Genomic DNA, 17,364 nt, shown 5'->3' with positions numbered 1-17,364 from the left:
ACTAGGAGTTGTTCTCCAGGATCTGCGTGGCGAGGGAGCGGAGTCGCTCGCGCGCCTCGGGCGGGGCGGTCACGGTGAGGCTGTTGCCGAACTGGAGGAGCAGGCGTACGTCTTCCACGTTGCGGGCCGTGATCGTGATGGCCACTCGCCCCTCTTGCGCCTCCGCGGAGTCCGGCACGGTCAGGCGGCGGCCGAGGATGCGCCTCGCCAAGTCCAGGCGGTGGGCTTTGACTTCGGCGTGGATGAGGAGGTTCTCCGGGTTCTCCCAGCGTGCGGTCAGTTCGGTGGCCACGCTTTCCAGGGTCGCTCCGGTACGCAGTCGGCGGGCCGTCCGCATCGCCTCCCAGTCGGTGAGGCGTTCCAGTGCGTGGAGCCGGGGGCGGCCCTCGGAGTCCGCCACGAGGTACCAGCGCCCCGCCTTGGCGAGCAGGCCGTAGGGGTCGACCACCCGCCAGGCGGGCTCGGTCTCGTCCGAACGGCGGTAGCAGATGCGCAGCCGGACGGCGCGCCGCAGGTCGCCCACCAGCGCCGCCGGTGGCAGGCCCGCTGTGTCGTGGAAGAACCAGGGGCGGTTGTCGGTGGTGACGACCGCGCTCAGGGGCAGTGCACCGGTGCTCGACGGGCGCAGTCCTGAGCGCACTTTCCGGTCGGCGCGCTGGGTGTCGGCGGTGGCGCCCAGCTGTTCGCGCTGCGCGGCGTCGAGGCCGTGCAGCGCGAGGTGGTCCCGTTCGGCCGGGGTGAGCCGTGAGGTGTCGAGGACTCCGCCGGGGAGCAGGGTCACCCCGCCCGTCCGGCCGCGCCGGACCAGCAGCGGGAAGCCCGCTTCCTGGAGCCACTGGAGGTCCCGCAGGACGGTACGGACGGAGACCCCGACCTGATCGGCCAGATCGGCGGTAGTCATGGTCTCCCGGGATTGCAGGGTCAGCAGCAGGGAGAAGAAGCGGTCAGGGGTCACGAAATCGAGCATCTCAGAAAACATGACAGGATCCGTCATGTTTGACGGGCAAGCTCGGATCGTTCGGAAAGACAGACCGACTTCTGGAGTGAGTGAGCCATGCCGACCCCGGTCGTATTCATCGTCTATGTCAACGACGCCCCTGCCGCTGCCCGTTTCTACGGGGACCTCCTTGAGGCCAAGCCCGGTTTCGAAACCCCCAACTACATCACCTTCGATCTCGGCGACGGTGCGGACCTCGCGGTCTGGAGCGGGAGCCCCGACGAACTGACCCCGGAGATGCCGCGCACGAGCGAGGTCTGCCTCGTCCTGTCCGGCGGGCCCGAGGAGATCGACCGTCGCTTCGAGAAGTGGGTGGCGATGGGGGTACGAGTGGTCAGGGAGCCGCACGACGCGGTCTTCGGGCGCACGTTCGTCGTCGCGGACCCCGACGGCAACCTGATCCGGGTCGCCCCCGTCGACTGACAGCCGTCGGAGGCGTTTCGCATCACCTCCCACGAGTCCTACGTGGAGGTCCGGGCCCAGGCGGAGCGCGCGGCCCCTCGGGGTCAGCCGTTGGGGAGGATGACCGCGCGCCCGTTGACGCGGCCCGCGTGGAGGCGTTCGTAGACCTCGGGGGCCTGGGCGAGGGTGTACGTCTCCACGTGTACGTCGATCGCGCCGGACCGTGCCAGGTCGAGCACCTCGATCAGCTCGGAGCGCGAGCCCCAGTACGGGGAGCGGACAGCGGCGTCGTACGGGACCGTCCCGAAGCCGACGGGGACCGCGCCGCCGCCGATGCCGACGATGGCGATCTCGGCCTCCACGGCTGCGCAGGCCGTCGCGGTGGTGACCGTGGGCGGTGCTCCCACGAAGTCGAACACCGCCTGGGCGCCCACTCCCCCGGTCAGTTCGCGGACCTTGTCGGCGGCGCGGGCGTCCGACAGGACGGCCTCGTGGGCGCCGACCTTCCTGGCCAGGTCCAGCTTCTCGTCGCTCACGTCGAGCGCGATCACCCGCGCCGGGGTCAGCGCGCGCAGCAGCTGGATGGCCACGTGGCCGAGGCCGCCGGTGCCGATGACGACGGCGGTGCTGCCCGGGGTGAGCCTGGGCAGTGCCGTCTTGATCGCGTGGTACGGCGTCAGACCGGCGTCGGTCAGGGGTACGGCGGTGACCGGGTCGAGGTCGCCCAGCGGGACGAGGTGCCGCGGGTCGTCGATGATCATGTACTCGGCGAGGGCGCCGGGGGCACCGAGACCGGGCGGGCGGATGCCCAGTTCGGCGGCGCGCAGGCAGTAGTTCTCCTTGCCCTGTGCGCACATCAGACAGCTGCCGCAGCCCCACGGCCCGTACACGGCGACGGAATCGCCGACCGAGAAGCCGGTGACGCCCTCGCCGAGGGCGGCGACCGTTCCCGCGCCCTCGTGGCCGAGGGTGAGCGGCAGCGGGAAGGGGAGCGCTTCGGCGGGCCAGCTCATCACGGCGATGTCGGAGTGGCACACTCCGGCCGCGGTGACCTTCAGCAGCACCTGGCCGGGGCCGGGCTCGGGGCGCTCGACGGTGACCACCTCGGGGGCGGCGCCGACGCTGCGGTACTGGACGGCCTGCATGGTCCGGGCCGCTGGGGCGGGGGCTGGCTGGGCTGACATGTGGGTGCCTCTTTCCTTTTTCCTTGGTTCCTCTGAAGCTCGATGTGCCGGCGGAGGCGGGGGGGGAGGGTCAGCGTGCCGCGTAGGCGCCGTCGACGAGGTGGTAGCTGCCGTTGACGAACGAGGCGCGGTCGGAGAGCAGGAACAGGGTGAGCTCGGCTACCTCCGCCGCGGTGCCCAGGCGGCCCTGCGGGTGGAGCGAGACCAGGTACTGGCGCTGCGCTTCGTCGCCCTCCTTGAGGAGCGGGGTGTCGATGAATCCGGGGGCGACCGCGTTGATGCGCACGCCCTGGGAGGCGTACTCGACGGCGGCGGTCTTGGTCAGGCCGACGACCGCGTGCTTGGCGGCGGAGTAGGCGGCGGAGCCCGCGAATCCGTTGGTGCCGAGGATCGAGGACATGTTGACGACCGCGCCGCCGCCGGAGGCGAGGATCTGCGGCAGTTCGTAGTGGAGGGAGTAGAAGACGCCGTTGAGGTCGGTGTCGATCACCCGCTGCCAGTCCTGGACGGTGTACTCGCCGGTCGGGGCGGAGGCTCCGGCGATCCCGGCGTTGTTGACGGCCAGGTGCAGCCCGCCGTACGTCGCGACGGTGAACTCGACCGCGCGGCGCACCGATTCGGGGTCGGTGACGTCGACGCGAACGGCTGCGGCGCGGCCTCCGGCGGCGGTGATGGCCTCGGCGGTGGCCTCGGCGCCCTGCTCGTTGTGGTCGGCGACGACGACGGACGCGCCGGCGGCGGCGAGGCGCTCGGCCACGACGAGGCCGATACCGGAGGCGGCCCCGGTGACCAGGGCGGTCCTGCCGGTGAACTCGCCGGCGGAAGTGGCGCTGGTGGTCGTGTTGGGGGCGCTGATGTCGGTCATGGTGGTTCCTGGTTTCACTTGCGGGTGGTGCTGGGGGCGGGCTCGTCGGCCAGTGCCGTGAACGCCTCGTCGATCAGCGGGGGAAGCGGGGTGGTGGCGCCCGGCGCGATCCAGAACCGCACGGCGGTGCCGAACGCGCCGACCGCGAGGGCGACGGCCAGCGAAGGGCGCAGGGCCCGCTCGGGGTCGAGGCCCAGGCGGCGGGCGACGATGCGTACCGAGGTGCACTCGGCTTCGTCGCGTACGTGTCCGTAGGCGGCCAGCAGTGCGGGCTCCTGGTGGAGCAGGCGCAGCAGTTCGCCGGTGCGGGGGCGCCGGTGCCAGGCGTGGGGGTCGTGGGTGAGCCAGTCGTGCAGGGCACGGTGGTAGGCGGTGAGCGGGGGTTCCTCGGCCGGGCGGTCGGCGAGCGCGGCGTTGATCTTCGCGTAGTCGGCGCGCAGGGCGTCGACGACGGCGTCCTCCTTGCCGGAGAAGTAGCGGGCGAAGGTGCGCCGGGAGACGTCCACGCGCTCGCTGATCGCCTCGACGGTGACCTGGTCCAGCCCTCGTTCCAGCACCAGGTCCACGGCGGCGTCCGCCATGGCCTCGCGGCTCTTCTGCACCTTGCGGACCCTGCGGCCCGCGCCTTCCGTACTGCTCATGTTCCCGACTGTACTCGTCAAAATGTCCCACTGGGACACTTGGCCCTTCGGGACAGAAAATCGACGCGCTGTGACCAGGGTCACCCTCCCTCGAAAACCTGCTGACCAGGCCCTCCGTCTTACAGATGTGAAACGTGTACGGGCGGCGGCGCCGCAGGATCTGGACGAGGAGCACCTCCTGAGAGGGGTGGCCCGGGGAGACCGGGCGGGCGCGGCGGGGGCGCTGCTGGGCATGGGGGTCGGACGGGTGCTGCCTTCCGTGCTGACGCCGCCCGGGCTGGCAGTGCCTCCCTGGTGTTGCACGCGGGGCAGGCGCTCTGGCTGTGCGGCATGGCCGCGACGGGCCTGGCGCTGCTGGCCGCCGCCACTGTCCCTGGCCGGTTGCTGCCCCTCGCGCCGCTGGTGGCGACCGGGGCGCTGGCCGTGCTCGTCGTCCTGCCCGCCGCGCCCCGGGACACGTACGCCGTCGACCGCCCGCTGGACGCGCTGACCGGGGGTGCGGCGCGGTGAAGTGGCTGATCCTGTACGCGCGATCGCGGCAGGCGCCCGCCTCGTCCGCCGTGGTGGTGGTCAGTGCGCTCGCCGTGTGGGGACTGGCCCGGCTGGGTGACGGCGGGCTCGCGGATACCCGGCCGGCCACACTCGTCCTCGCGGCGGGGCTGACGGCGCTGTCGGTGGGGCTCGGCGGGCAGCCGTTCTCGCCCGGCTTCGCGGTCCGCAACAGTGCGGGGCTGATGGGGCTGGCGGCCCTCGGGGCGGCCTGCTTCGGGGCGCAGTACGCGTGGATCCTGCCGTTCGGATGGCTGGCGGTCTCCTTCGTCGTACCGTCGGCGCCGGACGCGGTGACGCAGGTGCTGACCGGGATGCTGCTGCCCCCGGATGCGACGGCCGGCACTTGAACGGCGCTCGTGCTGGCGGTCGCGGGCACGTCGGTGTACGCCGCCGGGGGACCGAGGCGTTAACCGGGCCGGTGCAGGTGAGGGAAGGGGCTGCTGCTCCCTGTTGGGGGAGCTGCGGCCCCTTCCCCGTAACTCATCGCGGGTCAGCCCGTCTTGCGGCGGAAGTTGCGCTTGTTGCCGGCGGGGCCGCTGCCGCCCTTCAGCTTCGACCTGGCGTCCTCGCGGGCGTCGCGGGACGCTCCGCCCCGGCTCTTGCGCGCGAGCGCCTCCCGGAACTTCCGCTTGGCTTCGTCGTCGTCGGGGGCACTGTTCTGCGGGACATCAGTCATGCGAACCTCCGCGATCTCTGCAGTAGTGAAGCCACCGTGTCACAGCGGCGGAGGTCTGACGAGGCCGTTTCCGCGCTCCGGGCCCCGGCGGCCCGGCTTTGGCCCGGACTCGGCCCCTACCCGGCCCCGGCTCGTCCCGGCTTCAGCCCCGCCGCAGTTTCGACCCGAGTCTGGAGTCGAGGAACTCCCTGCCGAGGCCGGCCAGCGTCCATCCCGCCCCGGCCGCGACCAGTACCCCCGTCACCGCCCATCTCATCGGACTCGCCCCCAGCAGCACCCCGTCGATCAGCCACGGCAGCGTCAGCACCAGCCAGAGCCAGCCCACCGGTGCCGCCGCACTCTCCAGGTCCACCGAGCCGCTGACCAACGCCCAGGTGCCGATTCCCACGAGCAGCAGCGCGACCCCGGTCATCAGCAGCATGAGCTGCTGCGCGGGCGGCAGATACGTCGTCCGCTCGCCCCGCAGGCTCATCCCGACCAAGTCGCCTTGCCAGACGCGCAGTTCGGCCCGGTCCCCGTCCCGGGACTTCTGGTACAGGTCGTGGTTGACGCCGATCTCCTGGGTGCGGCTGGGTTCGGTGCGGCGGAGGGTCAGGCTGTACGAGGTCGAACAGGTCCGGCCGCCCCCGCTGTCGGTGGTGCAGCTCTCGGTCTCGTGGCGGGACTCCACGACCGCGTGCTCGCGCCCGACGCACAGGTCGCCGGGGCGGGAGGTGGCCGTGCCGGGGCAGAGCGGGGCCTGCCGGTACGTACGCGTCTGGTCGTACGCGCCGGACACCCGCTCCGTGCACCACACCGCGCCCACCAGGGCAGCGGCGGCGATCAGCAGACGCAGCCACCACCGGGCCCTGCGCTGCCAGCGCTGAGTGTGGCCGCCCCTCCACCAGTACTCCCAGTGCGCCGTCACCAGGAAGACGTTCGACAGCTTCCCCTCCCGCCACACCAGGTGCCCCTCCCCCGCCCGCATTCCGGCCTCTGTGCCTCCATTTCCCCCGTACCCCGCCATTTCATGCCGAAGGTGCCCCGCTGATCGAATTGTGGAGAGGCAACAAGGCTGCTCTTCCGAATCGGTTGCATTCGGATCCAGATTCCTTGTAGGTGAGCCTGAAATGATGCCGTCATAGATTTGGATCTTGTTTGGTTTCTCCATGCCCAGGGAGGCTGCACGTGGTTGGGAACGGTCCGGTTTCGGTAACGGGTATCGGCGCGATGACTCCGGTGGGAGGCGATGCGCCGTCGTCCTGGGAAGCGCTGCTGGCGGGGAAGTCGGGGGTGCGGCTCCTGGAGGAGGAGTGGGCGGCGCAACTGCCCGTGCACGTGGCGGCCGGGCTCCCGGTGGATCCCGCTTCGCTGCTCCCCCGCGTACAGGCCAGGAAGCTGGACCGCGTCGAACAGCTCGGGCTGCTCGGCGCGCGGGAGGCATGGGCGGACGCGGGGGCTCCGGAGGTCGAGCCGGAGCGCCTCGCCGTGGTGATCGGGACGGGCATCGGCGGAGTGCTGACGATGCTCGGGCAGGACGACATCTTCGAGGAGTCGGGGGTACGGAAGCTGTCGCCGTTCACGGTGCCGATGCTGATGGCCAACGGGCCCGCCGCCTGGGTGAGCATGGAACTCGGCGCCAAGGGGGGCGCCAGGACGCCCGTCAGCGCCTGCGCCTCGGGGGCCGAGGCGCTCGCCGTCGGCCAGGACCTGATCCGCGCGGGCCGGGCGGACGTGGTGGTGGCGGGTGGCGCGGAAGCCTGTCTGCATCCCTTCACGCTGGCGGCGTTCGCGCAGATGAAGGCGCTGTCGACGCAGGCGGAGGACCCCGAGTCGATTTCCAGGCCGTTCGATGTGCACCGGTCCGGATTCGTGATGGGCGAAGGCGCGGGGATGGTGGTGCTGGAGCGCCCGGAGTTCGCGCGGGCCCGGGGTGCGCGGACGTACGGGTCCCTCGCGGGCAGTTCGGTGACGTCGAGCGCGGACCACATCACGGCGTCCGACACCGAGGGGCAGATGCACGCCATCGGGCTGGCGCTGCGCGACGCGGGGCTGACAGGCGCGGACATCGGCGTCGTACACGCGCACGCGACGTCCACGGAGTCCGGTGACGTGGCGGAGGCGGACGCGATCGCGCGCGCCGTCGGCAGGCATCCGGCAGTGACCGCGACCAAGTCGATGACCGGTCACATGCTGGGAGCTTCCGGTGTCATCGGGGCACTGACCGCCCTGCTGGCGCTGCGGGACGGGGCCGTGCCTGCCACGCGCAACCTGGAGGAGCTCGATCCGCGGATCGACCTCGATGTGGTGAAGGGCGAACCGAGGAAGGGCGAGTGGACGGCGGCGCTGGCCAACTCGTTCGGCTTCGGCGGGCACAACGTGACGCTGGTGCTCACCAAGTAGGCGTCTCCCCAGGGGAGTTGACCGCTGCGGTGGGGGGAGCCCCAAGTCCGTGTTATGACCAGTCGCTAGTACCCGGATTCCTCGTTGTCCGGGACCCTGGGGCGGTCGTTCCCCCCACCCCACGCGCCCCTCGGCGTGTTCCCCGAAACGAGGAACCATGCGAATAGCCAGGTTGGTCCCCGCCTTCTTCGCCGCTGCCGTCTCCGTCGTCGCCCTCCTCTCCCCCACCGCGTCGGCCGCCGAAACCGCCGCCCCCGGCCCCGTCTCGGGTGCGCCCACGTCCGGTGCACCCACGTCCGGGGTCAACCAGCCGATCATCGGCGGCGGTTACGCGACGAACGCCCCCTGGGCGGCCCGCCTCCTGTCCAACGGCAGAGAGACCTGTTCGGCGACGATCATCGCGCCGACGTGGATCCTGACCGCGAGGCACTGTGTCTCCGGAGGCGGGCTGTCGTTCCGCATCGGCAGCCTCGACCAGCACAGCGGCGGCACGATGGCCAACGGAATCCAGACGTACACCCACAGCTCCGACCTCGCGCTGGTCCGGCTGGACCGGTCGGTGCAGGCCACGTACTCCCCGCTCGGCCAGCCGGGTTCGGTGAGCGTCGGGCAGAGCGTCCAGGTGTTCGGCTGGGGTGCTACTTCGCAGTGCGGTTCCGAGATCAACTGCCAGTCGCGCTACCTGAAGGTGGCGAACGTGACCGTGACCGGCGGCTGCTCCGACGCCTACGGCGGCTCCGCGATCTGTGCCCGCCGGGGCAACGGCATCACCGCCGGCGGGGACTCGGGCGGGCCGATGACGGCGAACGGTGTCCAGGTCGGCGTGGCTTCCACCAGCGACCGGCAGACCACCACCGCGTACACGAACGTCACGGCGTACCGCTCGTGGATCCGGTCGGTCGCCGGGGTGTGACGTAGGCCAGGGTCTCTGGCCGCCACTGCTCAGGCGGGCGTGCTGCCGCGCAGGAGCAGGGCGGCCAGGGCCAGGGCGCTCCCCCGGGCCGAGGCGATGTCGAGGCCGGTGAGCTCGGTGATCCGGGCCAGCCGGTTGTCCACGGTGTTGGGGTGCAGGCCGAGGCGCCGGGCGGTGCCGCGCCGGTCGTGCCGGTGTTCCAGGTGCACGCGCAGGGTCTCGATGAGCTCCGGCCGGCCGCCGACCGGGTCGAGCAGGGCGGCGATCCGGTCGCTGCTCTCGTTGCGGCGGGAGAGGTGGTACTCCAGCAGGACGTCGTCCATACGGTGCGCTCCCGGCGGCAGTCCGCAGGCGCGGGCGACCCGGACGATGTCGGCGGCGGTGCGCGCCGCGGCCGGTACGTCCTGGGGCGTGGCGGCGGTGACCGGCGCCAGCCGGACGGTGTCGCCGCAGAACGGGCGGAGCCGGGCGAGCAGTTCTTCGCAGGTACGGGCGCCGTCCGCGTCGTCGGCCCGCTGCGGGGCGATCACATGGCCGCCTTCGACACCGAGCAGCGCCACCGCCTCGGTGCCGAAGGCGCGGTCCAGAACGGTCTGGATGCGGCGCAGCCGTCGGCGGTCCGCGACGTCCGGGGCGGTGGGCGGCGCGGGGGCCTCGGGACCCGCCGTGCTGTCCGCGGGAATCGGGGGTGGCTGCCGTTCGAGGTGCAGGCGGACGACGAGCGTGCGGCCTTCGGGGCCCAGGCCCAGTTCCTCGAAGGCACGGGCGGGCGGCACCGAGCCGTCCAGCAGTCCGCGCACCAGGGAGCGGTGGTGTTCGCGGCGTTCGGCGGACAGGGCGGCCTGCTCGTCGAGGTAGGTCTCCGCCACGGCGCCGATGATGGCCTCGTGGCCGCGCAGGAGGAAGTCGACGAGTTCGATGAGTGCGCCCTCCTCGCCCGCGGTGGCCTCGGCGCGGAGCGCCTGCCACAGGACGTAGGCCCCCGAGGAATGGGTGCGCAGCAGGGTGTGCAGGGGCATGCCTTCGTCGGCCCGCTGGGCGGCGCGTTCGCGGAAGAGGCTGAGGTCCCCGGTGCGGCCGCCCCGGGGGTCGCGTACCCGGCGCAGGAAGAGGCGCAGCCCGCTGCGTGCCGTCGCGGCGACCTCGACGTCCTTCACGTCGGCGGGGAGATCGGTGTACCCCGGCAGCTGCTCGAAGGTTTCCCGGGCCATCCGGCGGGCCAGTTCGTTGACCCGGCTCTCGCAGCGGGCGGCAAGGGCCTGTGCGGCGGGTGACAGTTCCGGAGGGTCGCTGTGGCGGTCGGTCGGCGGGTCGTCGTTCACCGGTCGGCTCCTCCTCGGGACTGTGACGGGTCACAGGGTACGGGGCGTCCGACTGTGAGGGCGGAGGGTGTCTCCCCGCCGGGATCCGACGCAGACTCTGGGGTCATCAGCGGACCGCGGCAGTGAGCAGCAGGGGTGGTCCCGAGCATGAGCGCGAGGAGCCGGAGACTATGACGGGACCCAATTCCACGACGGATTCCCCTGCCGGCGGAGACGGCGGTGACGGCGGTGACGGCGGTGACGGCGGTGCCGATGGCTACCTGGCGTACGCGGACCGGGTCTGGTCCGGCGAGGCATCGCTGCTGGACCACGTCACGGGGCGGTTCAGCGGCGGCGGCCTGGTGCCGATCGGTGAACGGACCGCGTTCTTCCCGGCGTTCGCGAACGTGGCGGTGTTCGACACCGGGGACGGCCTGGTGCTGGTCGACTCCGGCGATTTCCGTACGGCGGCACAGCTGCACGCGGCGGTACGCGCCCGCTCGGCGGCTCCGGTGAGCACGGTGGTGTTCACCCACGGCCATGTGGACCACGTCTTCGGCGTGAGGCCCTTCGACCGGGAGGCCGCCGGGGCAGGGGCCGGGGCCGGGGCCGTACGCCCCGAGGTGGTCGCGCACGCGGCGGTGGCGGCGCGCTTCGACCGCTACCGGGAGACGGCCGGATACAACACCTGGATCAACCGCAAGCAGTTCGGGGTGCCGTCCCTGAAGTGGCCCACGGAGTACCGCTATCCGGACCGGACGTACCGCGACCGGCTGACCCTGCGCAGGGGCGCTCTGACCTTCGAGCTGGTGCACGCGCGCGGGGAGACGGACGACCACACCTATGTGTGGATACCGGAGTTGCGGACCCTGTGCACGGGTGACCTCTTCATCTGGAACTCGCCGAACGCCGGCAACCCGCAGAAGGTGCAGCGCTACCCGGTGGAGTGGGCGCAGGCGCTGCGTGCCATGCGGGAGTTGGGCGCGGAGGTGCTGCTGCCGGGGCACGGGGTGCCGATCATCGGCGCCGAGCGTGTCGGCCGGGCGCTGGACGACACGGCGGAGCTGCTGGAGTCGCTCTGCGACCAGACGCGGGACCTGATGAACGCGGGCGCGCGCCTGGACGAGGTGCTGCACGCGGTGAAGGTCCCGGCCGGTCTGCTGGAGCGGCCTTACCTGCATCCGGCGTACGACGAGCCGGAGTTCGTCGTACGGAACCTGTGGCGGCTGTGGGGCGGCTGGTACGACCAGAACCCTGCGCACCTCAAGCCCGCCCCGGAATCCGCGCTGGCGGCGGAGCTCGCGGCGGCGGCGGGCGGTGCCCGGGCGCTGGCGGAGCGGGCGGTGCGGCTGCTGGGCGAGGGGGAGTTGCGGCTGGCGTCGCATCTGGCGGAGACCGCCGCGTTGGCCGCGCCGGGCGACCGTGAAGTGGCACGTGTCAGAGCGGAGGTGTACGGCTTCCGGGCCGGGCAGGAGACCTCGACGATGGCGCGCGGCGTCTTCCACTGGGCGGCCGCGGAGTCGGCGGCGGTGGCGGCGGGCACGGACGTGGCCACCGAGTTGACGCGCGGTGACGAGGGGCGGCGCCGGGCCGCGGGCGCCATCAGCGTGGGCCACGTCGACGTCGTCGACGACGACGGCTGCGGTTGCGGCGCCCCCTCGGAGCGCCCGGAACAGGGGGTGTGACCGTGGAGGCAGGGGCTGCCGCGACGCGGCGCACGGATCCGCGGGATCCGCCTGCGGGACCGGGCCCGGCGGGCTCTACGGACTCGGCGGGCCCTACCGACTCGGCAGGTCCGCGAGCGGCGGGTGGCAGGCAGGCGTGGACGGCGACCTGGCTGCTGCTGGTCTTCATGCTGGTGAACTTCGCCGACAAGGCCGTCCTGGGGCTGGCCGGGCCGGAGATCATGAAGGAGTTCGGGCTCAGCCGTCAGGAGTTCGGTGCGGCCCAGGCCGCGTTCTTCAGCCTCTTCTCGCTGTCGGCGGTGGGGGTCTCTTTCCTGACGCGCAAGGTGCGCACCTCGGTGCTGCTGCTGGTGATGGGCCTGTTATGGTCGGTGGCCCAGTTGCCGATGGTGTGGGGTGCGGCGGGTTTCGCGACGCTGATCGCGACGCGGGTACTGCTCGGCTTCGCCGAGGGGCCGGCCGCGCCCGTGGCGGTCCACCACGTGCACGGCTGGTTCGAGCAGCGGGAGCGCACCCTGCCGACGGCGATCCTCATGGTGGGCGCGGCGGCGGGGGTCGCGGTCGCGGCGCCCACGCTCGGGGCCGTGGTGACCCACTTCGGCTGGCGCTGGGCCTTCGGGGTGGCGGGGCTGGCCGGGCTGGTGTGGGGCGCGCTGTGGGCGGTCAAGGGCAAGGAAGGGCCACTGGCCCCGCCCGTGGGCCGCAACGCCCGTACGGGAGAAGGGAGTTCAGAGGTCGCCGAGGTGCCGTTGCGGGCCGTCCTCCTGTCCGGCACCTTCGTCACGGCGGCGCTGGGTTCGTTCGCGGCGTACTGGGTGATGGGGGCCAAGCTCACCTGGCTGCCGGACTACCTCAGGACGGTGGTGGGGTGGGACCTCGGGCAGGCGAGCGCCGCCGTCGGCGGGGGCGCGGTGGCCAACGGCGTGGTCCTGCTGGCGCACGGCCTGCTGGCCCGCCGGGCCGCGTCCCGCCCCGGCGGGGGGCGACTGCCGGAGGGCGCCGGTGCCGGACTGCTGCTGGTGGTCTCGGCGGTCGCGGTGACCGTGTTCGCCACCGTCGGCACGCTGTGGATCAAGGTGCCGATGATGTTCGGTCCGATGGCGGTCGCCCTGGTCATGCTGACTGCCGCGCAGACGGCCGTCGCCCGGATCACGCCGCCGTCCCAGCGGGGCGTCGTGCTCGGCGCGCTGGTGGCGGTCTTCGCGCTGGGCGGCATCGTGTCCCCGCTGGTCCTCGGCCGGATCGTGGACAGTGCGGCCACTGCCACGGCCGGGTACCAGCACGGCTGGCTCGTCACGGCGGGCCTCCTGCTGGTCTCGGGGGTCCTGGCGGCCCTCTTCCTGCGCCCGGAGAAGGACGCCCGGCGCCTGGGCGTCCCGGAGTCCCCGACCACCGGAGTTCCGGTCAGCCACTGAGGAGCGCCAGGGAGGTCAGGCGGGACTGGAGACAGGGAGGAGGAGAGAGGGGGGAGGTTCAGTTGCCGTGGTCGTACACCACGACTCCCACCCCCCTGGCCACCAGCCGCTCCTCCACCAGCGGTTCGACCCGCGACCACTTCCCGCCCGCCAGCCCGCACCCGATGCGCGGCATGTGGACCGTGGCGCCGAGCTCCACGGCCTTGGCCGCCACCGCTTCCAGGGCCGTGCCTATCGCCTCGTACCGGACCGGGACCCCGTGGCTGCCGGTCCGCATGCCCCGCTGGCCGATCATGTTGGCCACCCAGGTGTGCCGGTCCACCTGGACGAACTGCGCCGCGCCGAGCCCGAAGTCGTTGCCCGCCCTCCCCCGGTGCCAACGACGGTACGCCGCCTCGGGCTCCGGCCAGCGGCGGGAGAGGGCGAGGACGAACCCCTTGCCCCAGCCGCCCAGGTCGTTGCAGACATGCGCGATGAGCCTGACGCCCTTGCCCTGCGGAGCGGTGGCGTCTCCCCGTACGTACTCGATCTTCCCCGTCATGCTCACACCGTACGGGCCACCACTGACAACCGGTCAGCCCCTGGCGCGGGATGCGGGGAGCGCAGAGTCCTCGGGCTCCGTCGGGTTCCAGTCGGCGCCGAGGATCTCGCGCATCAACCGGTCCTGCTCCTCGGTGAGTCGACCCGCCTTCCCCTTGGCACGCGTCTTGCAGAGCCAGGGGCCGATCATGACGCTTTCGCCGTCGGCCTCGATCCATTCGCGGGCGCCCGGCGGGCGGGCCCAGCGCTCCACGAACAGGCGGAGGATCCCGGCGGTCCGCTCGAAGGTGCGGCGGGTGCGGCGGGTGCGTCCTCCCGGGGTGCCGGGCCTGGCCCCCGCCGGGAGCGGCGCCCCGGCCGGGTCCGCCCCGAGGCGGGTGAGGAGGGTGCGTCGGCCGGGGTCGAGTGCGTCCCATGAGGTGTGCTGGCGGTGCAGCCAGCTGCCGATCTTCACGCCGTCGATGACGGTGTCGCGGCGCAGGGCGGCGGGGTCGTTTCCGGCCTGGAGGTGGCGGCGCAGCAGGTGGTACTTGCGGTGCCAGTCGGGGCCGTGCGGCAGTGTCCACTGGGGGTCGAGCGCGGCGAGCTGGGCGTACCGGGCGGGGGCGAGCCGGTCGGTGCGGGCGAGCAGCCGCTGGTCGACCAGGAACTGGCCGCCCGGCAGGTGGGCGGGCACGGCGAGGTGGCCGTGCTCGTCGCGGTACGCGGTGACGGTGGCGAGGTGGCCCTGCCAGGCGGCTTCGTTCTCGTCCCAGATCATGTCCAGGGCGTCGAGTTCGGCGATCCACTCGGGGGTGAGTGCGCCCTGGCGGCGGGCGGTGCGCTGGCCGCTGATGAAGGTGCCGAGGCGGTAGCCGTAGGCGTCCTCGTAGTCGGTGGGCACGCGCAGGTCGCCGTGTTCGGCGTGGAAGCGGGTGGCGGCGGCCAGTCCCGCCCGTCGGGGTGCGGAGAGCGCGGCACCGTCGGCGGGCCAGGCAAGCAGGTCCATCGCCCGGGCGATGTCGGTGGGGTCGAGGGAGAAGTCGAAGCGGAAGCGGCGGGCGAGCATGGTGTGGGTGTTCTGTTCCAGGCGCCGTTTGCTGGTGGTGCGCGGTGCCCGGACGGCGATGGTCTGGTCGTGGTGGCGCAGGGCGGCGGTGACGAGCCAGAGGGGTTCGTACGGGGTGCCGAGGAGGTCCGTGGGATCGGCGCCGGGCGGGATGTAGGCGGGGATGATCAGGCTCGCCAGCTTGCTCTCCCGGTGGGCGGGTTTGCGCAGGGCGCGGCCGAGCGCCTGCACGATCCGGCGGACGCTGGCCGTGCGGTCGGCGAACACGACGGCGTCGACGGCGGGCAGGTCGATGCCTTCGCCGAGGACCTGGGCGTTGGTCAGGACCGCCCGGCTCGCGTCGGCGAAGTCGGTGAGGATGTCGTGGCGCTGGCCCGGGGTGTGGGTGCCGTTGATGGACTGCACGACGAGTTCGCCGGCCCAGGCGGGACGGTCCCCGGCCGGGAGCGAGCGCAGGGTGTGGGGGAACTGGCGGGCGAAGTCGGTGGCGTCCGCGATCTGCTGGAAGTAGACGATCACGTGGTGGAGCCGGTGCTCCTCCATGGTCTTGAGCACGGCCAGGTGCAGGGCGGTGGTGTGGCGCGCGGTCGGGCCCTTCGCGGGTTCGCCGGTGGTGTCGGAGAGTGCGGTGCGCAGTTCTTCGTCCGTGATGGTGGGGACGAGGAGCTGGTAGTCGGCGAGTACGCCGTCGTCGATGGCGTCCGCGTGCGAGTAGGTGTGCAGCCGGGGGCCGAAGGTCTTGGTGTCGGTCATGGAGGCCACCAGGGCCGGGGCGTCCCATTCGGGTGCGGTGCTCGGGGTCCGCTTCGGCCGGGGACGGAGGGTGGGGGCCTCGGTCAGCCGGGGCGGTTCCCATTCGTAGGGGGTCGCGGTGAGGTAGAGGCGGCGGTCGGCCCGGATGCGGGTGTGGTCGTGCAGGGCCGTCCACTGCTTGTCCCAGCTGCCCGCCGTGCGGTGGGCCTCGTCCACGATCATGAGGTCGAAGAGCGGTGCCGGGTGCGGGGTGTGCTGGGTCTGCTCGATCTTCGGCAGGGAGTCGAGCGTCACGAACACGGTGGCCCGGCGGCGCCGGGCCAGCCAGCCGGCCAGGAAGTCCGGGCTGTTCGCGCTCCCGACCGCCGCGCGGGCCAGTACGGGGTGCTTGCCCGCCTTCAGCGACGAGACGGCGATCATCGGCTCGTCCCGCCCGTCGGCCCGGGTGGCGCGCGCCCACTGGCCGATGAGGTCCAGGCTCGGCACCACGATCAGCAGCCGGCGGGCGTCGAGCGCCTCGGCGGTGCGCAGCGCGGTGAGGGTCTTTCCCGTACCGCACGCCGATACGACGTGCCCCCGTGACCTGGGGCTCCTGAGGTGGCGTACGGCGCTGTCCACCGCCTGCTGCTGGTCCGCCCGCAGCACCCGGCGCGGTGTGCCTGTCGTGGCGGCGGGCGGGCGGCTGGCAGGCATGGGCGGGATCCTTCGGCAGGGAGGCGGCGGGCTGACGGCCTTCTACGGGCTTCTGCGGGCTTCTGCGGGGTGGCGACCGCGGAGGTCGGTTCTCATCCTCCCTCACCGGTGCGGGCGGGGGATGTAGGCCAGGCCGTGGGCGCCGGGCTCGCCCTGCTTGGGGATGTCCAGGCGGCTCAGCGGGGTCAGGGTCTCCAGGTCGATGACGTCGACGGTGGAGGAGACCGCGCAGGCGACGTACGCGAGTCGGCCGTCGGGCGAGGAGGTGATGGTCAACGGGGCGCTTCCGACGTCGAGTTGGCCCAGTTCCTTGTGGGTGTCGGTGCTGAAGACCGTGAGGCGGCCCGGGGCGTGGCGGCCGAGGCGGGAGGCGGGGTCGGCTGCCATCCGTACCTCGCCGACGAGCAGTCGTCCCGTCGTGGTGAGGTGGACGGGCAGGATGACGTTCTGGGTGGGCAGGGTGTCGGTGACGGTTGCCGTACGGGTGTCGATGACGCGGATTCCGGGGGCCGGGCGCTCCTGGTCGGCGTCGGCGCCGGAGAAGGCGGCGTAGGGGGCGGCGACGTAGACGTGGTTCCCGTCCGCCGAGACGGCCAGGCCCTCGCTGCCCGGGACTTCGACCTTCGCCGTCAGGGTGCCCCGGTCGAGGTCGACCACGGAGACGTAGGGCGCCTCCTTGTTGGTGGCGTAGCCCGCGCGGCCGGCGGGGTCGATGGCGAACCAGTGCGGTCCGGGGGCGTCCGTGTCGATCCTGCCGAGGGGGCGGCGGGTCCGGGTGTCCACGACGACGACTCCGCCGGGGCGGTCGGCGGTGGCTTCCACGCTGACGTAGAGGCGGCCCCGGGCGGTGTCGAGCGCCAGGCCGTGGGGGCCGTGTTCGGGGGCGAGGTCGATGACCTCGACGATGCGGTGGGTGTCGGGGTCGATGGCGGTCAGTTCGGTATGCCGGCCGGCGTTGGCGTGGTAGTAGCCGGAGTGGTACGTGGTGGTGCACCACAGCAGGCGCTGGGTGGGGTCGAAGCACAACTCGTGGGGCTCCGCCGGGACTTCGAGGGTGGCGAGGTGCCGGTCGTGGGCGGCGTCGTAGAAGGAGACGGTCGGTCCGCTCTGGCTGACGACGGCCAGGGTGTCGCCCTCGCGGGCGGCACGGGAGGACGGCGCGGGCTTCGAGGACTGCTGGGACAGCTGGGACAGCTGGGGCTGCTGGGGCTGCTGCACGGGGTGGCTCCTACGGGGCGAAGAGGAAGGGCCCACGCGATGTCGTGGACGTCTTCACTCTCGGTACGGCAGGACTCCCCGGGCAATGCAAGGATGGGC

17 protein-coding genes are annotated in these 17,364 nt (G+C 72.5%); 7 read left to right on the top strand and 10 right to left on the bottom strand.

The genetic code is table 11. The features are described 5' to 3' along the window. Position 1: 1 nt before the first annotated feature. Positions 2 to 955 (bottom strand): helix-turn-helix transcriptional regulator, encoded by a 954-nt coding sequence (locus ACZ5PB_RS33705; RefSeq protein ID WP_468696648.1) that lies wholly within the window; start codon positions 953 to 955, stop codon positions 2 to 4. Positions 956 to 1,054: 99 nt separating this feature from the next. Between ACZ5PB_RS33705 and ACZ5PB_RS33700 the strand changes: the two genes are divergently transcribed. Further along, positions 1,055 to 1,420 carry a VOC family protein gene (locus tag ACZ5PB_RS33700; protein WP_468696508.1) on the top strand — a complete coding sequence of 122 codons (366 nt, stop codon included), beginning with the start codon at positions 1,055 to 1,057 and terminating at the stop codon, positions 1,418 to 1,420. 83 nt (positions 1,421 to 1,503) lie between these two features. Here ACZ5PB_RS33700 and ACZ5PB_RS33695 read toward each other — a convergent pair whose 3' ends face one another. The 3 genes from ACZ5PB_RS33695 to ACZ5PB_RS33685 form a co-directional block, all read right to left on the bottom strand. After that, on the bottom strand, positions 1,504 to 2,544 hold the full coding sequence (locus tag ACZ5PB_RS33695; RefSeq protein ID WP_468696645.1) for an NAD(P)-dependent alcohol dehydrogenase: 1,041 nt from the start codon (positions 2,542 to 2,544) through the stop codon (positions 1,504 to 1,506). Positions 2,545 to 2,653: 109 nt separating this feature from the next. Then, complete coding sequence (locus ACZ5PB_RS33690; protein WP_468696507.1) at positions 2,654 to 3,448, bottom strand: SDR family NAD(P)-dependent oxidoreductase; 795 nt, start codon at positions 3,446 to 3,448, stop codon at positions 2,654 to 2,656. A gap of 14 nt (positions 3,449 to 3,462) precedes the next feature. Next, positions 3,463 to 4,089, bottom strand: coding sequence for an acyl-CoA-like ligand-binding transcription factor (locus ACZ5PB_RS33685; protein WP_468696505.1), 627 nt, complete (start codon positions 4,087 to 4,089; stop codon positions 3,463 to 3,465). Between the two features lie 294 nt (positions 4,090 to 4,383). Between ACZ5PB_RS33685 and ACZ5PB_RS33680 the strand changes: the two genes are divergently transcribed. Together ACZ5PB_RS33680 and ACZ5PB_RS33675 are read left to right on the top strand one after the other, a co-directional pair. Further along, complete coding sequence (locus tag ACZ5PB_RS33680; protein WP_468696503.1) at positions 4,384 to 4,599, top strand: hypothetical protein; 216 nt, start codon at positions 4,384 to 4,386, stop codon at positions 4,597 to 4,599. Continuing rightward, positions 4,596 to 4,988, top strand: a complete 393-nt coding sequence (locus ACZ5PB_RS33675; protein WP_468696502.1) for a hypothetical protein — start codon at positions 4,596 to 4,598, stop codon at positions 4,986 to 4,988. The genes ACZ5PB_RS33680 and ACZ5PB_RS33675 overlap by 4 nt, the downstream gene beginning before the upstream one ends. Positions 4,989 to 5,131: 143 nt before the next feature. Here ACZ5PB_RS33675 and ACZ5PB_RS33670 read toward each other — a convergent pair whose 3' ends face one another. Both ACZ5PB_RS33670 and ACZ5PB_RS33665 read right to left on the bottom strand, forming a co-directional pair. After that, positions 5,132 to 5,317, bottom strand: a complete 186-nt coding sequence (locus tag ACZ5PB_RS33670; RefSeq protein ID WP_468696500.1) for a DUF5302 domain-containing protein — start codon at positions 5,315 to 5,317, stop codon at positions 5,132 to 5,134. A gap of 142 nt (positions 5,318 to 5,459) precedes the next feature. Beyond that, complete coding sequence (locus ACZ5PB_RS33665) at positions 5,460 to 6,284, bottom strand: hypothetical protein (RefSeq protein WP_468696498.1); 825 nt, start codon at positions 6,282 to 6,284, stop codon at positions 5,460 to 5,462. 200 nt (positions 6,285 to 6,484) lie between these two features. Between ACZ5PB_RS33665 and ACZ5PB_RS33660 the strand changes: the two genes are divergently transcribed. Together ACZ5PB_RS33660 and ACZ5PB_RS33655 are read left to right on the top strand one after the other, a co-directional pair. Beyond that, the gene (locus ACZ5PB_RS33660) at positions 6,485 to 7,699 is read left to right on the top strand and encodes a beta-ketoacyl-[acyl-carrier-protein] synthase family protein (RefSeq protein ID WP_468696496.1); all 1,215 of its coding nucleotides are present in this window, start codon (positions 6,485 to 6,487) and stop codon (positions 7,697 to 7,699) included. Positions 7,700 to 7,856: 157 nt separating this feature from the next. Then, entirely contained in the window at positions 7,857 to 8,612 is a 756-nt protein-coding gene (locus tag ACZ5PB_RS33655) for a S1 family peptidase (RefSeq protein ID WP_468696495.1), read from the top strand. 29 nt (positions 8,613 to 8,641) lie between these two features. On the opposite strand, the gene ACZ5PB_RS33650 is transcribed toward ACZ5PB_RS33655, so the two are convergent. After that, positions 8,642 to 9,934 carry a PucR family transcriptional regulator gene (locus tag ACZ5PB_RS33650; RefSeq protein ID WP_468696493.1) on the bottom strand — a complete coding sequence of 431 codons (1,293 nt, stop codon included), beginning with the start codon at positions 9,932 to 9,934 and terminating at the stop codon, positions 8,642 to 8,644. A 170-nt stretch (positions 9,935 to 10,104) separates the two neighbouring features. On the opposite strand from ACZ5PB_RS33650, the gene ACZ5PB_RS33645 reads away from it, so the two are divergent. Then, positions 10,105 to 11,598, top strand: coding sequence for an alkyl sulfatase dimerization domain-containing protein (locus tag ACZ5PB_RS33645; RefSeq protein WP_468696491.1), 1,494 nt, complete (start codon positions 10,105 to 10,107; stop codon positions 11,596 to 11,598). Continuing rightward, positions 11,595 to 13,013: an MFS transporter gene (locus ACZ5PB_RS33640; protein ID WP_468696490.1), complete on the top strand. Its 1,419-nt coding sequence runs from the start codon at positions 11,595 to 11,597 to the stop codon at positions 13,011 to 13,013. Before ACZ5PB_RS33645 ends, ACZ5PB_RS33640 begins: the two co-directional genes overlap by 4 nt. 58 nt (positions 13,014 to 13,071) lie before the next feature. Here ACZ5PB_RS33640 and ACZ5PB_RS33635 read toward each other — a convergent pair whose 3' ends face one another. The 3 genes from ACZ5PB_RS33635 to ACZ5PB_RS33625 form a co-directional block, all read right to left on the bottom strand. After that, on the bottom strand, positions 13,072 to 13,554 hold the full coding sequence (locus tag ACZ5PB_RS33635) for a macro domain-containing protein (RefSeq protein WP_468696488.1): 483 nt from the start codon (positions 13,552 to 13,554) through the stop codon (positions 13,072 to 13,074). A gap of 33 nt (positions 13,555 to 13,587) precedes the next feature. Then, positions 13,588 to 16,047, bottom strand: a complete 2,460-nt coding sequence (locus tag ACZ5PB_RS33630; RefSeq protein ID WP_468696486.1) for a helicase associated domain-containing protein — start codon at positions 16,045 to 16,047, stop codon at positions 13,588 to 13,590. 102 nt (positions 16,048 to 16,149) lie between these two features. Further along, on the bottom strand, positions 16,150 to 17,265 hold the full coding sequence (locus tag ACZ5PB_RS33625; protein ID WP_468696484.1) for a YncE family protein: 1,116 nt from the start codon (positions 17,263 to 17,265) through the stop codon (positions 16,150 to 16,152). Between the last annotated feature and the right edge of the window lie 99 nt (positions 17,266 to 17,364).

It is taken from the genome of Streptomyces sp. NPDC032721 (assembly GCF_055579625.1).
This window is presented reverse-complemented; position numbering and strand designations above follow the sequence as displayed.

Excerpts from the sequence above, each read along its gene's own strand:
- ACZ5PB_RS33700 (WP_468696508.1), top strand. The coding sequence starts at position 1,055 with ATGCCGACCCCGGTCGTATTCATCGTCTATGTCAACGACGCCCCTGCC.
- ACZ5PB_RS33695 (WP_468696645.1), bottom strand. The coding sequence starts at position 2,544 with ATGCAGGCCGTCCAGTACCGCAGCGTCGGCGCCGCCCCCGAGGTGGTC.
- ACZ5PB_RS33690 (WP_468696507.1), bottom strand. The coding sequence starts at position 3,448 with ATGACCGACATCAGCGCCCCCAACACGACCACCAGCGCCACTTCCGCC.
- ACZ5PB_RS33685 (WP_468696505.1), bottom strand. The coding sequence starts at position 4,089 with ATGAGCAGTACGGAAGGCGCGGGCCGCAGGGTCCGCAAGGTGCAGAAG.
- ACZ5PB_RS33670 (WP_468696500.1), bottom strand. The coding sequence starts at position 5,317 with ATGACTGATGTCCCGCAGAACAGTGCCCCCGACGACGACGAAGCCAAG.
- ACZ5PB_RS33665 (WP_468696498.1), bottom strand. The coding sequence starts at position 6,284 with ATGCGGGCGGGGGAGGGGCACCTGGTGTGGCGGGAGGGGAAGCTGTCG.
- ACZ5PB_RS33655 (WP_468696495.1), top strand. The coding sequence starts at position 7,857 with ATGCGAATAGCCAGGTTGGTCCCCGCCTTCTTCGCCGCTGCCGTCTCC.
- ACZ5PB_RS33645 (WP_468696491.1), top strand. The coding sequence starts at position 10,105 with ATGACGGGACCCAATTCCACGACGGATTCCCCTGCCGGCGGAGACGGC.
- ACZ5PB_RS33635 (WP_468696488.1), bottom strand. The coding sequence starts at position 13,554 with ATGACGGGGAAGATCGAGTACGTACGGGGAGACGCCACCGCTCCGCAG.
- ACZ5PB_RS33630 (WP_468696486.1), bottom strand. The coding sequence starts at position 16,047 with ATGCCTGCCAGCCGCCCGCCCGCCGCCACGACAGGCACACCGCGCCGG.